General features: G+C 71.2%; 15 protein-coding genes and 2 tRNA genes. 12 read left to right on the top strand and 5 right to left on the bottom strand.

Features of this window, described 5'->3' with window-relative positions; translation table 11 throughout:
- Positions 1-2: 2 nt before the first annotated feature.
- The 4 genes from yidC to rpmH are packed head-to-tail and all read right to left on the bottom strand — an operon-like array spanning position 3 to position 1,943.
- A complete protein-coding gene (gene yidC, locus SOY78_RS00940; RefSeq protein ID WP_036384446.1) occupies positions 3-1,001 on the bottom strand; it encodes a membrane protein insertase YidC in 999 nt (332 codons plus the stop codon).
- A 5-nt stretch (positions 1,002-1,006) separates the two neighbouring features.
- A complete protein-coding gene (yidD, locus tag SOY78_RS00935) occupies positions 1,007-1,375 on the bottom strand; it encodes a membrane protein insertion efficiency factor YidD (protein ID WP_036384444.1) in 369 nt (122 codons plus the stop codon).
- Positions 1,376-1,777, bottom strand: a complete 402-nt coding sequence (gene rnpA, locus SOY78_RS00930) for a ribonuclease P protein component (RefSeq protein ID WP_036384442.1) — start codon at positions 1,775-1,777, stop codon at positions 1,376-1,378.
- 28 nt (positions 1,778-1,805) lie between these two features.
- Positions 1,806-1,943 carry a 50S ribosomal protein L34 gene (gene rpmH, locus SOY78_RS00925; protein WP_002856443.1) on the bottom strand — a complete coding sequence of 46 codons (138 nt, stop codon included), beginning with the start codon at positions 1,941-1,943 and terminating at the stop codon, positions 1,806-1,808.
- A gap of 342 nt (positions 1,944-2,285) precedes the next feature.
- Between rpmH and dnaA the strand changes: the two genes are divergently transcribed.
- From dnaA to SOY78_RS00865, 12 genes are all read left to right on the top strand, one after another.
- Positions 2,286-3,833 carry a chromosomal replication initiator protein DnaA gene (dnaA, locus tag SOY78_RS00920; protein WP_036384440.1) on the top strand — a complete coding sequence of 516 codons (1,548 nt, stop codon included), beginning with the start codon at positions 2,286-2,288 and terminating at the stop codon, positions 3,831-3,833.
- 754 nt (positions 3,834-4,587) lie between these two features.
- Entirely contained in the window at positions 4,588-5,703 is a 1,116-nt protein-coding gene (dnaN, locus tag SOY78_RS00915) for a DNA polymerase III subunit beta (RefSeq protein WP_036384517.1), read from the top strand.
- 21 nt (positions 5,704-5,724) lie between these two features.
- On the top strand, positions 5,725-6,939 hold the full coding sequence (gene recF / locus SOY78_RS00910) for a DNA replication/repair protein RecF (protein ID WP_324701656.1): 1,215 nt from the start codon (positions 5,725-5,727) through the stop codon (positions 6,937-6,939).
- Positions 6,932-7,495, top strand: a complete 564-nt coding sequence (locus SOY78_RS00905) for a DUF721 domain-containing protein (RefSeq protein WP_036384437.1) — start codon at positions 6,932-6,934, stop codon at positions 7,493-7,495. Before recF ends, SOY78_RS00905 begins: the two co-directional genes overlap by 8 nt.
- Before the next feature lie 370 nt (positions 7,496-7,865).
- A complete protein-coding gene (gene gyrB / locus SOY78_RS00900) occupies positions 7,866-10,016 on the top strand; it encodes a DNA topoisomerase (ATP-hydrolyzing) subunit B (protein WP_181743470.1) in 2,151 nt (716 codons plus the stop codon).
- A gap of 68 nt (positions 10,017-10,084) precedes the next feature.
- On the top strand, positions 10,085-12,781 hold the full coding sequence (gene gyrA / locus SOY78_RS00895) for a DNA gyrase subunit A (RefSeq protein ID WP_324701655.1): 2,697 nt from the start codon (positions 10,085-10,087) through the stop codon (positions 12,779-12,781).
- Entirely contained in the window at positions 12,778-13,278 is a 501-nt protein-coding gene (locus SOY78_RS00890; RefSeq protein WP_010079768.1) for a DUF3566 domain-containing protein, read from the top strand. Before gyrA ends, SOY78_RS00890 begins: the two co-directional genes overlap by 4 nt.
- Positions 13,279-13,378: 100 nt before the next feature.
- Positions 13,379-13,452 (top strand) — tRNA-Ile (locus tag SOY78_RS00885).
- Between the two features lie 58 nt (positions 13,453-13,510).
- Positions 13,511-13,672: a hypothetical protein gene (locus SOY78_RS00880; RefSeq protein ID WP_020624432.1), complete on the top strand. Its 162-nt coding sequence runs from the start codon at positions 13,511-13,513 to the stop codon at positions 13,670-13,672.
- An 11-nt stretch (positions 13,673-13,683) separates the two neighbouring features.
- Positions 13,684-13,756, top strand: a tRNA-Ala gene (locus tag SOY78_RS00875).
- 252 nt (positions 13,757-14,008) lie between these two features.
- Positions 14,009-14,797 carry a queuosine precursor transporter gene (locus SOY78_RS00870; RefSeq protein ID WP_036384431.1) on the top strand — a complete coding sequence of 263 codons (789 nt, stop codon included), beginning with the start codon at positions 14,009-14,011 and terminating at the stop codon, positions 14,795-14,797.
- A gap of 77 nt (positions 14,798-14,874) precedes the next feature.
- Positions 14,875-15,102 carry an amphi-Trp domain-containing protein gene (locus tag SOY78_RS00865; protein WP_036384429.1) on the top strand — a complete coding sequence of 76 codons (228 nt, stop codon included), beginning with the start codon at positions 14,875-14,877 and terminating at the stop codon, positions 15,100-15,102.
- Positions 15,103-15,138: 36 nt separating this feature from the next.
- Here the strand turns inward: SOY78_RS00865 and SOY78_RS00860 are convergent, their stop codons facing one another.
- Positions 15,139-15,786 (bottom strand): MBL fold metallo-hydrolase, encoded by a 648-nt coding sequence (locus SOY78_RS00860; protein ID WP_036384426.1) that lies wholly within the window; start codon positions 15,784-15,786, stop codon positions 15,139-15,141.
- Between the last annotated feature and the right edge of the window lie 80 nt (positions 15,787-15,866).

Here is a 15,866-nt window from a genome sequence, read left to right as displayed (position 1 = left end):
GCTCACTTCCTCCTGCGGTTCTTGCGCTGGGGCTGGACGCGCTGACCCGACTGGCGGACGACCTCACCGTTCAGCACGGCACCGCCGCCGGCGGCCTGGGTGTGGGCGGAGGAGGGCTCCGCCTTGGAGTCGGTGACCTTCTGGCCGACCGGGGGCAGGCCCTTGGCGGCGCGGCGCTCGTTGAGCTCCTTCTCGGCGAGGGAGCCCGGGGTGGGGTTGTTGCGGATGATCCACCACTGCTGGCCGACGGCCCAGAAGTTGGAGTAGGTCCAGTACAGGAGCACGCCGATGGGGAAGTTGATGCCGCCGATGCCGAAGATCAGGGGCATGGCGTAGAGCATGATCTGCTGCGTCTGCATCATGGGCCCGGAGAGGGCCTGCTGCGTCATGTTCTTCGTCATGAGCATCTTCTGCATGTAGAACATCGAGCCCGACATCAGCACGATCAGCACGATCGCCGTGATGATCACGGGCGCGCTGCCCGGATCGCCGAAGGAGTTCAGGAAGGTGTCCGACATGCGGGCGCCGAAGATCGTGGAGCCCTCGAAGGAGCGGATCTGGTCCGCGGACAGGGCGTCCATGGCCTCGCCGCGCTCGGACGCGCCGCGCGCGCCGAGCAGCACCTGGTACAGGGCGAAGAAGAACGGCATCTGGATCAGCAGCGGCAGGCAGGCGGCGAACGGGTTCGCCTTGTGCTCCTTCATGAGCGCCTGCTGCTCCATGGCCATGGCCTGGCGGGAGAGCTGGTCCTTCTTGCCCTTGTACTTGGCCTGCAGCTTCTGCAGCTCCGGCTGGATGGCCTGCATGGCGCGCTGCGCCTTGATCTGCTTGACGAACAGCGGGATCAGCAGGGTGCGGATGAGCACCACCAGCAGGAGGATGGACAGGGCCCACGTCCAACCGGAGTCCGCGGGCAGGCCCGCGAAGTCCAGGACGCTGTGGAACGCCCCGAGCAGCCAGGACATCAGCCAGCGGAACGGGGCGAGGATGGCTTCGAACATGAGGGTCAGTCCTCCTGCGGAAGATCAGGTGGGATGGGAGGGTGGTTCAGGGCGAGGATCCGCGGCTGCCGGCCCGGCGGCCAGCGCCGGTGCCCGGGCGGGACCGGGTCCACGCCGCCGTCGTTCCAGGGGTGGCAGCGGCCGATGCGCCGCGCCGCGAGCCACGAGCCCTTCACCGCGCCGTGCACGTGCACGGCCTCCAGCCCGTAGGCGGAGCAGCTGGGGAAGAACCGGCAGACCTGCCCGTACAGCGGGGAGACGACCGCCCGGTAGACGGTCAGCAGCCCGGCCAGCAGGGCGGAGGGCAGCGCGCGCACCGGGCCCCACTCGCGGGAGGGCTCGAGCACGGTGAACGGCGAGGGCGTGACGGCCATCTAGGCCTCGTCCCGGGGGACGGCGGGCAGGTGCGGCCTGAGCGCCTTGGCCAGCGCGCCGACGGTCTCGCGGCGCAGCAGCGCGTAGTCCGCCTCGGCGGCGGCCGGCAGCGCGCGGACCTGCACCAAAACCGGCAGGTCGCGCAGCGGGGGCAGGCGCATCTGATCCGCGACGACGGCGCGCAGCCGCCGCCTCACCCGGTTGCGGGTCACCGCGTTCCCCACGGCCTTGGACACGACGAACCCGGCCCGCGGCCGAGGGGCGCTCGGCGGCGTGGACCGGGTCTGGTCGGGGTCCGTGGCGACGCTCACCACCACGGTGCGCCGACCCGCGCGGGTGCCGGTGCGACCGAGGTGACGGAACTCCGCGGGCGTGCGGACGCGACGGTCACGGGGCAGCACGGGGCGCGCCGTCCCTGGACCGACGTCCTCAGGCGGACAGCTCGGCGCGGTTCTTGCCGCGGCGAGCGGACAGGATGGCGCGGCCGGCGCGGGTGCGCATGCGGGCACGGAAGCCGTGCTTGCGGGCACGACGGCGGTTGTTGGGCTGGAACGTGCGCTTGGTCACTATGATCTCTCCACGACGTGTTGTGTGCCTTCGACCGTCGACCTGAGCAGGTGGACCAGGGAGAAGGACCGGTGAGGCTCTGACATGAAATCCCCGGCGGGCACGATCAACCGACACCCGGGGGACCAGACAACTCTAGTGGCCGGGGTGCGCGGGGGTCAAACGGGTGCGCGCGGAGCCCGGACGCACACGGGCGCCCGGGACGGTCGTCCACAGGATGATAGGGGTTGTCCACCGTCTGTGCACAACCCTGTGGACAACCGTTAGACTCCGAGCACCGTCGTCCGTCTCGCGCAGCCGCCCCCGTCCTCGGGGACGTCTGCCCCAGGAAAGGAAGCCTCCGTGGTGGCAGACCAGGCCGTGCTCAGCTCGTGGCGCTCCGTCGTGGGCTCCCTCGAGGACGACGCGCGGGTCAGCGCCCGCCTCATGGGCTTCGTCTACCTGGCCCAGCCGCAGGGCCTCATCGGCAACACGCTCCTGCTGGCCGTGCCGAACGAGACCACCCGCGAGACGCTCCAGGGCACCCAGGTGGCCGACGCCCTCACGGACGCCCTGACCAAGGAGTTCCGCGAGGAAATCCTGCTGGCCATCTCGATCGACGCGAACCTGCAGCCGCCGCGGACCCCCTCCTCGGAGGCCCGCCGCTCCTCCCTCGCCGGCGGGCCGTCCGCCGCCGCGGCGCCTGACGTCGAGCTGCCCCCGGCCGCGACCGCCGCCACCTCCCGCCGCGCCGTCGCCGAGGAGCTGCCGGGCTTCCGCATCGAGCCGCCGGCCGACGTCGCGCCTGCCGCGCCCGCGGCCCCGAACGGGAACGGCAAGCCGACCCCCGCGCCGCCGTCGACGTCCGCGGAGACCAGCCGCCTCAACGACCGCTACCACTTCGAGACGTTCGTGATCGGCTCGTCCAACCGGTTCGCGCACGCCGCCGCGAACGCGGTGGCCGAGGCGCCGGCGAAGGCGTACAACCCGCTGTTCATCTACGGCGAGTCCGGCCTGGGCAAGACGCACCTGCTGCACGCGATCGGGCACTACGCCCGTCGCCTCTACCCGGGCCTGCGGGTGCGGTACGTGAACTCGGAGGAGTTCACCAACGACTTCATCAACTCCATCCGCCACGACGAGGGCGCCTCGTTCAAGCAGGTCTACCGCAACGTGGACATCCTGCTGATCGACGACATCCAGTTCCTGGCGGACAAGGAGGCGACGGTCGAGGAGTTCTTTCACACCTTCAACACGCTCTACAACAACAACAAGCAGGTGGTCATCACCTCGGACCTGCCGCCCAAGCAGCTCTCCGGGTTCGAGGACCGGCTGCGCTCCCGCTTCGAGTGGGGCCTGATCACGGACATCCAGCCGCCGGACCTCGAGACGCGCATCGCGATCCTCCGGAAGAAGGCGGAGGCCGAGGGGCTCGTGGCCCCGCCGGAGGCGCTGGAGTACATCGCCTCGCGCATCTCCACGAACATCCGCGAGCTCGAGGGCGCGCTGATCCGCGTGACCGCGTTCGCCTCGCTCAACCGGCAGACCGTGGACATCGAGCTGGCCGAGCATGTGCTCAAGGACCTGATCACGGACGAGACGGCGCACGAGATCACGCCGGAGCTGATCCTGCACGCCACGGGGGAGTACTTCAATCTCACCCTCGAGGAGCTGACCAGCAAGTCCCGCACCCGCACGCTGGTGACGGCGCGGCAGATCGCCATGTACCTGCTGCGCGAGCTGACCGAGATGTCCCTGCCCAAGATCGGTCAGGTCCTGGGCGGCCGCGACCACACCACCGTCATCCACGCGGACCGCAAGATCCGCGAGCTGATGGCCGAGCGGCGAACGATCTACAACCAGGTCACCGAGCTCACCAACGAGATCAAGCGCAAGCAGCGCGGCGCCTGAGCCACCCGCCGTCCCACCCTCAAGTCCCGGTTCGAACCTTCGACCGGGACTCGAGCCTTCCTCCACATTGTCCACCGGTGTGGACAACTCTGTGGAGAACCCCCGCCGCTGTGGACAACCGCCGCCCCTGTGGATGGCGGAATCAGGCCGCTCACGCCGCGTCCACACCCCTGGGGACGACCACGGTGCACAGGCTGGTGAATCACACCGGCGTCATTCAGTAGTCCACGCGTCTCCACATATCTCCACAGCCGAAAACCGCATGATCTCGCGGTTTTCGACGGGTGTGGACGCGCCCTGTGGACAGGAATGTGGACAACTGGGGGGTGGATCCGGGGATGAGTCTGGACAACTCCGGACGAGCCTGTGCAGAGCGGGGGAGGGGCTCCGAGGATCGTCCACACCGGATGCACACCCCGAACGAGCGGGCGTCCACACGGTTCCCCCAACCGGATCCGCGTGGTGGCGCGGCAGAACCGCGTTCTCCACAGGATCCACACCCGCTACCACTCCTTCTGATCCCTCTGGAGAGATCCCGCCAAGCAACATCATCTCCACCGCCCCGCACCGAGCTGAGCGCCTCGACGGCCCAGGCTGCGCCCGGGCGCTCGAGATCCGTGGAATCACACCGCTGTCATTCGTCGGCGACCTGACACCCGCCGCGCGGACCGCCTATGCTGAGGCCCGCGTGTCGCCGTTCCCCCCTGGCCGGCAACCCCCGTCATCACCCCCCCCCAGAGAGGCAGTGCAGCTCGTGAAGTTCACCGTCGAACGCGACATCCTCACCGACGCCGTCTCCTGGGCCGCCCGCTCCCTGTCCCCGCGCCCGCCGGTGCCGGTGCTCTCGGGCCTGCTGATCACGGCCGAGGCCGGCGTCGTGTCCATCGCGAGCTTCGACTACGAGACCTCCGCGCGCCTGGAGATCGAGGCGGACGTCGAGACCGCGGGCCAGGTGCTCGTCTCCGGCCGTCTGCTGAACGACATCGTCCGCTCCCTGCCGCAGGCCCAGGTCACGGTGGAGCTCGACGGCGGCAAGGTGCTCGTCACCTGCCGCTCCTCTCGCTTCGCCCTGGCCACGATGCCCGTGGGCGACTACCCGGCGCTGCCCGAGCTGCCGGCCCCCGCGGGCACCGTGGACGGCGCCGCGTTCGCCCACGCCGTCGCCCAGGTCACCGTCGCCGCGTCCAAGGACGACACCCTGCCGATCCTCACCGCCGTGAAGGTGGAGATCGAGGGCGACACCATGACCTTCCTGGCCACGGACCGCTACCGGCTGGCCATGAAGGAGATCCGCTGGACCCCGGCGGACCCGTCCCTCTCAACGTCGCTGCTCATCAAGGCGCGCACGCTCACCGAGGTCGCCAAGTCCCTCGGCTCCGGCGGCGACCTGGAGATCCTGCTCGGTCAGACCGCCGACCTCGTGGGCTTCGCCTCCGGCGGCCGCCGCACCACCTCCGTGCTCGTGGACGGCGAGTACCCCAAGATCCGCTCGCTCTTCCCCGAGTCCAGCCCCATCCAGGCCGTGGTGGACACCGCCGCCCTGGTCGAGGCGTCCCGCCGCGTGGCCCTCGTGGCCGAGCGCAACACCGCACTGCGCATGGTGTTCACGGACGGCCAGGTCACCCTGGACGCCGGCAGCGGCGACGACGCGAGCGCCAACGAGTCCGTGCCGTGCACGCTCGAGGGCGAGGACATCACCGTGGCGTTCAACCCGTCCTACCTCTCCGAGGGCCTGGCCGTGGTGGACCAGCCGCAGGTGCGCTTCGCGTTCACGTCCGCGCCCAAGCCCGCCCTGCTCACCGGCGTGAACCAGGAGGACGGCGTCGTCTCCGACTACCGCTACCTCGTGATGCCGGTGCGCATCGCCTGACGCTGGGGGCTGGACGCTCCCGTGTACCTGTCCCACCTCACCGTCGCGGACTTCCGGTCCTACCGCTGGGCCGACCTGGAGCTGACGCCGGGGTCCACGGTGCTGCTCGGGGCCAACGGGGTGGGCAAGACCAACCTCGTGGAGGCGATCGGCTACCTCGGCGCCCAGCAGTCCCACCGGGTCAGCTCGGACGCTCAGCTCGTGCGCTTCGGCCGGGACCGGGCCCGGATCGCCGGACGCGTGCACCGCGGTTCCCGCACCGTCGCCCTCGAGCTGGAGATCCTGCCGGGCCGGTCCAACCGGGTGGCCATCAACCGTGGTGCCCCCGCGCGGGCGAAGGAGGGCCTCGGGATCCTGCGCACCGTGGTCTTCGCCCCGGAGGACCTGGGCCTCGTGACGGGGGAGCCGGGCGGCCGCCGTCGTCTCCTCGACCAGCTCATGGTGCAGCTGCGTCCGGCCCTCGGCGAGGCCGCCGCCGACTACGAACGCGTGCTGCGCCAGCGCAACGCCCTGCTCAAGTCGAGCCGCGGCTCTCGCCGCTGGGGCCCCGAGGAGGACGCGACCCTCGCCGTCTGGGACGAGCACCTCTGCGCCGCCGGCGCCCGCCTGCTCCACGGCCGCCTGCACGTGCTGCGCCTGCTGGCCCGCCCCCTCCAGGAGATGTATGCGGCGCTGACCAACGGCTCCAAGGCGGCGGCCTACGCCTACGAGTCCACCGTCCCGCTGGCCCGCGGCACCCACGCGGAGGTCCCGGCCGTGGCGGACCTGGCCGCGGACATGCGCCGGACGCTCGAGGCCCAGCGGGAGGAGGAGCGGGCGCGGGCGCTCACCCTGGTGGGCCCCCACCGGGACGAGCTCGCCCTCTTCCTGGGCCCGGCGCCCGCGCGCGGCTACGCCTCCCACGGGGAGACGTGGTCGCTGGCGCTGGCCCTGCGCATGGCGGCCTACGACGTGCTCGTGGCCGACGACCCGGACCCCGACGCCCGCCCCGTCCTGATCCTGGACGACGTGTTCGCGGAGCTCGACTCCGCCCGTCGTCGCCGCCTCGCCGCGCTCGTCCACCGGGCCGAGCAGGTGATCGTCACGGCCGCCGCGCTCGAGGACGTCCCCGAGGAGCTCACGGCCCACCGCGTGCTCATCCGCCAGGACGCGGAGGGCTCCGAGGCCGTGGCCGCCGCGGCCCCCGTGGAGGGCGACATCCGCGAGCCCCGGCGCGAGGGCGGCGCCGATGGCTGAGACTCCCGCCCCGTTCGAGCCGGACCGGCCGGACCTGGCGCTCGTGCAACTGCGTCGGGTCCGCGAGGCCGTCCGGGAGCGGGGCGAGGCACCGCTGCGGGCGCGGGGGACGGGCGCGGGCCTGGCCGGGGCCATGGCGGGCACTCCGTCGGCCGGCCGGGAGCGGCAGGACCGTCGGCGCCCGTTCGGGGGTGCGGACCGGGACCCGGCCACGGTGTCCACCGTGTTCGGCCGGCTCATCCGCGACCGCGGCTGGTCCACCCCCGTGGCGGTCGGCTCCGTGCTCACCCGCTGGGCCGAGCTGGTGGGGCCGGAGATCGCGCTGCACTGCCGCCCGGAGAGCTTCGAGGACTCCGTGGTGCGGGTCCGGACGAGCTCCACCGCGTGGGCCACGCAGCTGCGCCTGATGAGCCCCGTGCTCCTGCAGCGCTTCGACGAGGCGCTCGGGCCCGGCGTCGTGACCCGCATCGAGGTGACGGGCCCGCAGGCCCCGAGCTGGCGCAAGGGGCCGCGCACCGTGCGCGGCGGCCGCGGGCCGCGCGACACCTACGGCTGAGTCCGGGGCCGCCCCCCGCGCCGCCCGACGACGTCCCGGACGCGGCGAGGCCATGGGCGCCGCTCTAGCGCGCTCACAGGGTCGGTGACGGCCCGGGAGGCATGGGCGGTCTCCTGCGCACGTCCTGAGCCGTGTCCCTGGCCGCTGAGCGGGTGTTCTCCCGCGGCGGACCCCCGTCGATGCGGGCCCTCGGGGTGTCAGGCGGTACACTGGGACCAGTGAAAGGGGGCCGGTTGTCGTCCGTCCCCCGCCCCCGTGGATCTGCGGGAGCGTGTCGCGTGCCGGTTATGTCCGGGCGGCGTCGCGCGCCTGCGCGCGGGTCGACCCTGCCGCCGACGTCCGAGGAAGTGAGCCACCCGTGGTTGACGCCATGCCCGAGAACCCCGCGGAGGAGCCGACCGCCGCGTCGGCCGCGCCGAACCCGGAGGCCGTGCCGGACGCCGTCGGGCAGCCCGAGGCCCCGGTGAAGGACCGGAAGGTGCCCGGTGAGTACGGCGCCAGCGCCATCACCGTGCTCGAGGGCCTCGAGGCCGTCCGCAAGCGCCCCGGCATGTACATCGGCTCCACCGGGCCGCGGGGCCTGCATCACCTCGTGTACGAGGTCGTGGACAACTCCGTGGACGAGGCGCTGGCCGGCTACGCCACCGGCATCGACGTCACGCTGCAGGCCGACGGCGGCGTGCGCGTGGCGGACGACGGCCGCGGCATCCCCGTGGACCTGCACCCCACCGAGGGGAGGCCGACCGTCGAGGTCGTCATGACGATCCTGCACGCCGGCGGCAAGTTCGGCGGCGGCGGCTACGCCGTCTCGGGCGGCCTGCACGGCGTGGGCATCTCCGTGGTCAACGCGCTCTCCCGCCGCGTGGACACCGAGGTCCGCCGTCAGGGGCACGTGTGGCGCATGTCCTTCGCGGACGGCGGCGTGCCCCAGGGCGAGCTGGTGAAGGGTGAGGCCACGGACGCCACGGGCACCGTGCAGACGTTCTACCCGGACCCGGAGATCTTCGACTCGATCGAGTTCGACTACGAGACCCTGCGTGCCCGCTTCCAGCAGATGGCCTTCCTCAACAGGGGCCTGCGCATCACCCTCACGGACGAGCGCGTCCAGGAGTCCAACGAGGTCGTCGACGACGAGATCGTGGGCGAGGGCGCCGCCGGTGAGGACGTCGCGGGGAACGGCCTGGCGGAGGACGCGGAGCAGGAGCCCCAGCGCCGCTCCGTCACCTACCTGTACGAGAACGGCCTGCTCGACTACGTCCAGCACCTCAACTCCGCCAAGAAGGTCGAGTACGTCCACGACAACGTCATCGCCTTCGAGGCCGAGGACGTCTCGGACGGCCGCTCCATGGCCGTCGAGGTGGCCATGCAGTGGACCTCCGCCTACTCGGAGTCCGTGCACACCTACGCGAACACGATCAACACCCACGAGGGCGGCACCCACGAGGAGGGCTTCCGCGCCGCGCTGACCTCCCTGGTCAACCGGTACGCGCGGGAGAAGGAGATCCTCAAGCCCAAGGAGGACAACCTCACGGGCGAGGACATCCGCGAGGGCCTGACCGCCGTGATCTCCGTGAAGCTCTCCGAGCCGCAGTTCGAGGGCCAGACCAAGACCAAGCTCGGCAACTCCGAGGCCCGCGGGTTCGTGTCCAAGGCGGTCACGGACCACCTCGGCGACTGGTTCGAGCGCAATCCGGGCCCGGCCAAGGAGATCATCCGCAAGGCCATCATGGCCTCGCACGCCCGCCTGGCCGCCCGCAAGGCCCGGGACAACGCGCGCCGCAAGTCCCCGCTGGAGTCCTTCGGCATGCCCGGCAAGCTGGCCGACTGCTCCTCGAAGGACCCCGAACGCTGCGAGGTGTACATCGTGGAGGGCGACTCCGCCGGCGGCTCGGCCAAGCAGGGCCGCAACCCGGAGACGCAGGCCATCCTGCCGCTGCGCGGCAAGATCCTGAACGTGGAGCGCGCCCGCCTGGACAAGGCCCTCGGCAACGCCGAGATCCAGTCGATGATCACGGCGTTCGGCACCAACATCGGCGAGGAGTTCGACATCTCCAAGCTGCGGTACCACAAGATCGTGCTCATGGCGGACGCGGACGTGGACGGCCAGCACATCACCACGCTGCTGCTGACCGTGCTGTTCCGGTACATGCGCCCGCTCATCGAGGCCGGCCACGTGTTCCTCGCGCAGCCGCCGCTGTACCGCATCAAGTGGTCCAACGCCCCGCACGACTACGTGTTCTCCGACGAGGAGCGCGACGCCGCCGTCGAGGCCGGCCTGGCCAAGGGCTGGCGCTACCCCAAGGACAACGGCGTGCAGCGCTACAAGGGCCTGGGCGAGATGAACTACCAGGAGCTCTGGGACACCACCATGGACCCGGAGCACCGCACCCTGCTGCAGGTGACCATGGAGGACGCCGCCGCCGCGGACGCCGTCTTCTCCATGCTCATGGGCGAGGACGTGGAGTCCCGCCGCACCTTCATCCAGCAGAACGCCAAGGACATCCGCTTCCTGGACGTCTGAGCCGGACCCGCAGACCTGCCTGAGCCGACCCCCCTCCCCGCCGTCGCGGGGAGCACGAGAGGACCCGCGTGAGCGACGAGACCACCCCCCAGACCCCGGACGAGCCCGTCGAGGGCGCCCCGACCCCGCAGCCCCCGCAGACCGGCCTGGACATCGAGGTGGAGCACTACGTGCTCCCCGAGGGCGCCGCCGACAAGGTCGAGCCCGTCGACCTCGAGTCGGAGATGAAGCGCTCGTACCTGGACTACGCGATGGCCGTGATCGTCGGCCGCGCGCTGCCGGACGTGCGCGACGGCCTCAAGCCCGTGCACCGTCGCGTGCTCTACGCGATGTACGACGGCGGCTACCGCCCGGACCGTGCGTTCAACAAGTCCGCCCGCGTGGTGGGCGACGTGATGGGCAACTACCACCCGCACGGCGACACCGCGATCTACGACGCCCTCGTGCGCCTCATCCAGGACTGGGTCCAGCGCTACCCGCTGGCGCTCGGCCAGGGCAACTTCGGCTCCCCGGGCAACGACGGCGCGGCCGCCCAGCGCTACACCGAGACCAAGATGGCCCCGCTGGCCATGGAGATGGTCCGGGACATCGACGAGGACACCGTCGACATGCAGGACAACTACGACGGCAAGCAGCAGGAGCCCGTCGTCCTGCCCGCCCGGTACCCGAACCTGCTGGTCAACGGCTCCTCGGGCATCGCCGTCGGCATGGCCACGAACATCCCGCCGCACAACATGCGCGAGGTGGCCGCGGGCGTGCAGTGGTACCTCGAGCACCCCGAGGCCACCCGCGAGGAGCTGCTCGAGGCGCTCCTGGCCCGCGTGCACGGCCCCGACTTCCCCACGGGCGCCCAGATCCTGGGCCGCAAGGGCATCGAGGAGGTCTACCGGACCGGCCGCGGCCCCATCACCATGCGCGCCGTGGTCAACGTGGAGGAGATCCAGGGCCGCACGTGCCTTGTGGTCACCGAGCTGCCCTACATGACCAACCCGGACAACCTCGCCGCGAAGATCGCGGAGATGGTGCGGGACGGCAAGATCAGCGGCATCGCGGACATGCGCGACGAGACCTCCGGCCGCACCGGCCAGCGCCTGGTGATCGTGCTCAAGCGCGACGCCGTCGCCAAGGTGGTGCTGAACAACCTCTACAAGCACACCGAGCTGCAGTCGAACTTCTCGGCCAACATGCTCGCGCTCGTGGACGGCGTGCCGCGCACCCTGTCCCTGGACGGCTTCGTGCACCACTGGGTGAAGCACCAGATCGACGTGATCGTGCGCCGCACCGCGTTCCGCAAGCGCAAGGCCGAGGAGCGCGCGCACATCCTGCGCGGCCTGCTCAAGGCCCTGGACATGCTGGACGAGGTCATCGCGACCATCCGCCGTTCGGCCTCGGCGGACGTGGCCCGCGAGGCCCTCAAGGAGCTCCTGGACATCGACGACGTCCAGGCCCAGGCCATCCTGCAGATGCAGCTGCGCCAGCTCGCCGCCCTGGAGTCCCAGAAGATCCAGGACGAGTACGACGACCTCATGGCGAAGATCGCCGAGTACAACCGGATCCTGGAGTCCCCGCAGCGTCAGCGCGAGGTCATCTCCGAGGAGCTCGCCGAGATCGTGGCCAAGCACGGCGATGACCGCCGCACCGAGATCATGGCCGGCTTCGACGGCGACATGTCCATCGAGGACCTGATCCCCGAGGAGGAGATGGTCGTCTCCATCACCCGCGGCGGCTACGTCAAGCGCACCCGGATCGACCAGTACCGGTCCCAGGCGCGCGGTGGCAAGGGCGTGCGCGGGGCGATGCTGCGCGGCGACGACGTCGTCGAGCACTTCCTCACCGTGTCCACGCACCACTGGCTGCTGTTCTTCACGAACTTCGGCCGCGTGTACCGGATCAAGACGTACGAGCTGCTCAAGGCCGGCCGCGACGCGAAGGGCCAGCACGTGGCCAACCTGCTCGCGTTCCAGCCGGACGAGCGGATCGCCCAGATCCAGCCGCTCGTGGACTACGGCCGGGCCCCGTACCTCGTGCTCGCCACGCGCGGCGGCCTCGTGAAGAAGACGCCGCTGCTGGACTACGACACGAACCGCACCGCCGGCCTGATCGCCATCAAGCTGCGCGAGGGGGACGAGCTGGTCTCGGCCCGCGTGGTCTCGCCCGACGACGACCTCATCCTGATCTCGCACAAGGGCCAGTCCCTGCGGTTCACCGCCACGGACGAGGCGCTGCGTCCCATGGGCCGCGCGACCTCGGGCGTGACGGGCATGAAGTTCCGCGACGACGACTCCCTGCTGACGATGGACGTGGTGGAGGAGGACGGCTACGTCTTCACCGTCACGGACGGCGGCTTCGCCAAGCGCACCCACGTGGACGAGTACCGCCTGCAGAACCGCGGCGGCCTCGGTATCAAGGTCGCCAAGCTCGTGGACGACCGCGGCGAGCTCGCCGGCGGTCTCGTGGTGCGCGAGGACCAGGAGGTCCTCGTGGTGATGGCCTCGGGCAAGGTGGTGCGCTCCGCCGTCGCCGGTGTGCCGGCCAAGGGCCGCGACACGATGGGCGTGATCTTCGCCAAGCCGGACAAGCGGGACCGGATCGTCGCCGTCACCCTGAATAACGAGCAGGAGATGGAGGCGAAGGCGGACGCCGAGGCCGAGGCGGGGCCGGATGTACCCTTGGACGCAGACATCGACCCGACCGACCCCGTAGCCGCACCGGAGGACGCCCTGACGCAGGACGCCGGTGAGGGTGCAGACGGAGGAGAGCAGTGAGCACGTCCGCGTCGTCGCGTCCCGGCCAGGGGCGGAGCACCGGGAAGGCCGCCGAGCCGCGGTCCGGCCGCCCGGTGCGCAAGGCCAGCGGGTCCTCGCAGGAGGACCTGGTCCGCGCCGTCCCGAAGGCCAAGGTGCGCCGCGCCCGCCTGGTCCTGACCCGGGTGGACCCGTGGTCCGTGCTGAAGCTGGCGTTCCTGCTCTCGGTGGCGCTGGGCATCCTCACGGTGGTGGCGGCGGTGGCGCTGTACTCGCTGTCCGACGTCCTCGGGATCTTCGACAGGGTCAACGACGTGATCGGCACCGTGCTCGGCTCCGAGGCCGGGCGCTACACCGTGGCGTCCCTGGCCCCGCTGAGCACCGTGACCTCGCTGGCCACCGTGCTGGCCGTGGTCAACGTCATCCTGCTGACCGCCCTGGCCACCGTGGCCGCGCTGCTCTACAACCTCTGCGCGAGCCTCGTGGGCGGCCTCGGCGTCACGCTGACGGACGACTGAGCAGACCCTCGACGACGCCCCGCGCGGATTTGCGCGGGGCGTCGGCGTTCCTGTACAGTCATCTCCTGTTGTGAACGGCGTCAGCCGTGAGCGACGGTGAGGGCGTATAGCTCAGGCGGTTAGAGCGCTTCGCTGATAACGAAGAGGTCCCAAGTTCAAGTCTTGGTACGCCCACTCCCACCACACAGAGCCCCGGTCCGCTGGGGCTCCGTTCGTCTCCGGAGGTCTTCCCATGGGTCGACTGGCACGCGTGGCCCTCGTGGTCAGCGCCGCGGCAGCTGCCTATGGGGCGCGTCTCTGGCGGGAGAACAGTGCGGGGAAGGACGTCTGGGCCACGGCCACGGACGACCTGCCGGAGGACGCCGACGGCGTCGAGCCGGCACCGGAGGACTGACCGGTCCTCACGGGGGCATGGCGCAATTGGTAGCGCACCTGCTTTGCAAGCAGGGGGTTAGGGGTTCGAGTCCCCTTGCCTCCACCGAAGAAGGGCCCGGGAGTCGTGAGACTCCCGGGCCCTTTCGTATGCCCAGGGTGGCCGCCGGCGCCGGCACCGTGGGCAGAAACCGGCGACCCGGGGGCTCCTGGGGCACAAACCGCAGGACTTCGGGCCCCGTGGGCAGAAGAGAGGGCGTTTCTGCCCACGGAGGGACGGGGATAGCCTGCCCCGAACCCCCGCCGCCGGACCCGCCCACCGCTCCCGTCGCCGTCGTGCGTGGTGTTGGATGGTCCGGTGAACACCACCATCGACACCCCGTCCCCCGACCGACCCGCCCCTGGGCAGGGCACTCCGGCCTACGCCCGGGTGCCCGCGAGCTACTACGACATCTTCGTGGGCGTCTTCATCGCCCTCCTCATCCTCTCCGGCGTCACCGCGGCCAAGCTCTTCTACGGCCCCACCGTCCCGATCGTCTCCGACCTCTTCTACGACGGCGGCCCCCTCATCTTCGACGGCGGCGCCTTCCTGTTCCCGTTCGCGTACATCGTCGGCGACATCCTCGCCGAGGTGTACGGCTGGCGCCGGGCCCGCCGGGCCATCGTCCTGGGCTTCACGATGCTCGTGCTCGCCGCCCTCACCTACACGGTGGTCTCCTGGACCACGCCCGTCGAGGGCTTCGAGGTCTGGGACCAGGCCCTCGCGCCCATGCTGCGGATCACCGTGGCCGGCTTCGTCGCGTTCCTCGTGGGCTCCCTGCTCAACGCGTCCATCGTGGTCCGCCTCAAGGAGCGCATGAAGGAACGGCACGTGGCCTTCCGGCTCATCCTCTCCACCGTGGTCGGCCAGTTCTTCGACACCCTGATCTTCTGCACCATCGCCTACGCCGGCACCATCTCGCTGCTGGAACTGGCGAACTACACGGTGACCGGCTTCGGCTACAAGACGCTCGTGGAGATCCTCATCGTGCCGGTGACCCTGCTCGTCATCCGCGCCCTCAAGCGCCGGGAGCCCACCTACCGGGCACCCGGCTTCGAGATCCACCGCGACGAGAACCCCGCCGTCGCCCCGGCCGCGTCCCGCTGACCCGCACGGGCCCCGGCGTCGGCCGCGCCGGGGCCCGTCCGTCGCGCGCACCCCGCCCACCGACTACCGTCGGTGCCATGGGCAAGGACCTCTTCGAGCACGAGCAGCAGCAGACCCTCAGCCGCGAGCAGGCCGCCGCACGCCTGCGCGACCTCGCCGACCAGCTCTCCCGGCAGAACGAGGTGCGGATCGAGCACGGCGACCGCGACGTGGTCGTCACCGTCCCGGACCGCGTGGGCCTCGAGGTGGAGCTCGAGGTCGAGGATGGCGGCGGCGCCGAACTGGAGATCACCCTCAGCTGGTGACCGGCCCCGGGTCGGCCGCCGTCGCCTCCCCGTGCCTCAGAACGTCCAGGGCTCCCCGGGGGCCAGACGCCGGTAGTCGGTCACGCCCTCGGCGAGCCCCGAGAGCACCCCGTCCACCACGCCCTTGCCGTCCTCGCTGAGGATGCCGTCGTGGATGGGGCGGGTGTGCGTCGCCGCGATGGCCCGCATCTGGTCCACCACGTCCGCGATGCGCAGCCACGGCGCCGCGACGGGCAGCAGGAGCACCTCGACGTCGGCGTCCGGCACCGTGAACGAATCGCCGGGGTGCAGCACGGCCCCGTCCACGAGGTAGGACACGTTCACCGGGCGCGGCACCTCGGCGTGGATCACCGCGTGCTCCCCGCCGAGCACCTCCACCCGGAAGCCGGCGGCCTCGAACGTCTCCCCGGGCACGGCCGTATGCACGCGCCCGGCGTCGAGCCCCGCCTCCGCCAGCGGCCCCGTGAGGTCCCGTGGCGCCCACACGTGCGCCTCCGTGCCGGCCACGGCCCTGGCCAGCTGCTCGGGGACCACGTGGTCCGGGTGGCCGTGTGTCACGAGGACGGCATCCGCGCCGTCCAGGACCGCCGCGTCGCTGAACGCGCCGGGGTCGAACGCGAGGCGTCGGCCGGCCTTCTCGAGGCGGACGGCCGAGTGGCCGAAGAGGGTCAGGGTCGTGCTCATGCGGATCACTCCTCCGCCCGGCGTCGGGATCCCGGGCGCTTCCAGCCTCCCGCGTGCTCCCGGCGGCGGACAAGGCCCGC

This window comes from Micrococcus sp. HOU01, from assembly GCF_035609305.1.
Lineage (GTDB): Bacteria > Actinomycetota > Actinomycetes > Actinomycetales > Micrococcaceae > Micrococcus > Micrococcus luteus.
The sequence above is the reverse complement of the archived record's forward strand: the minus strand, read 5'-3'. Positions and strand labels throughout refer to the sequence as shown.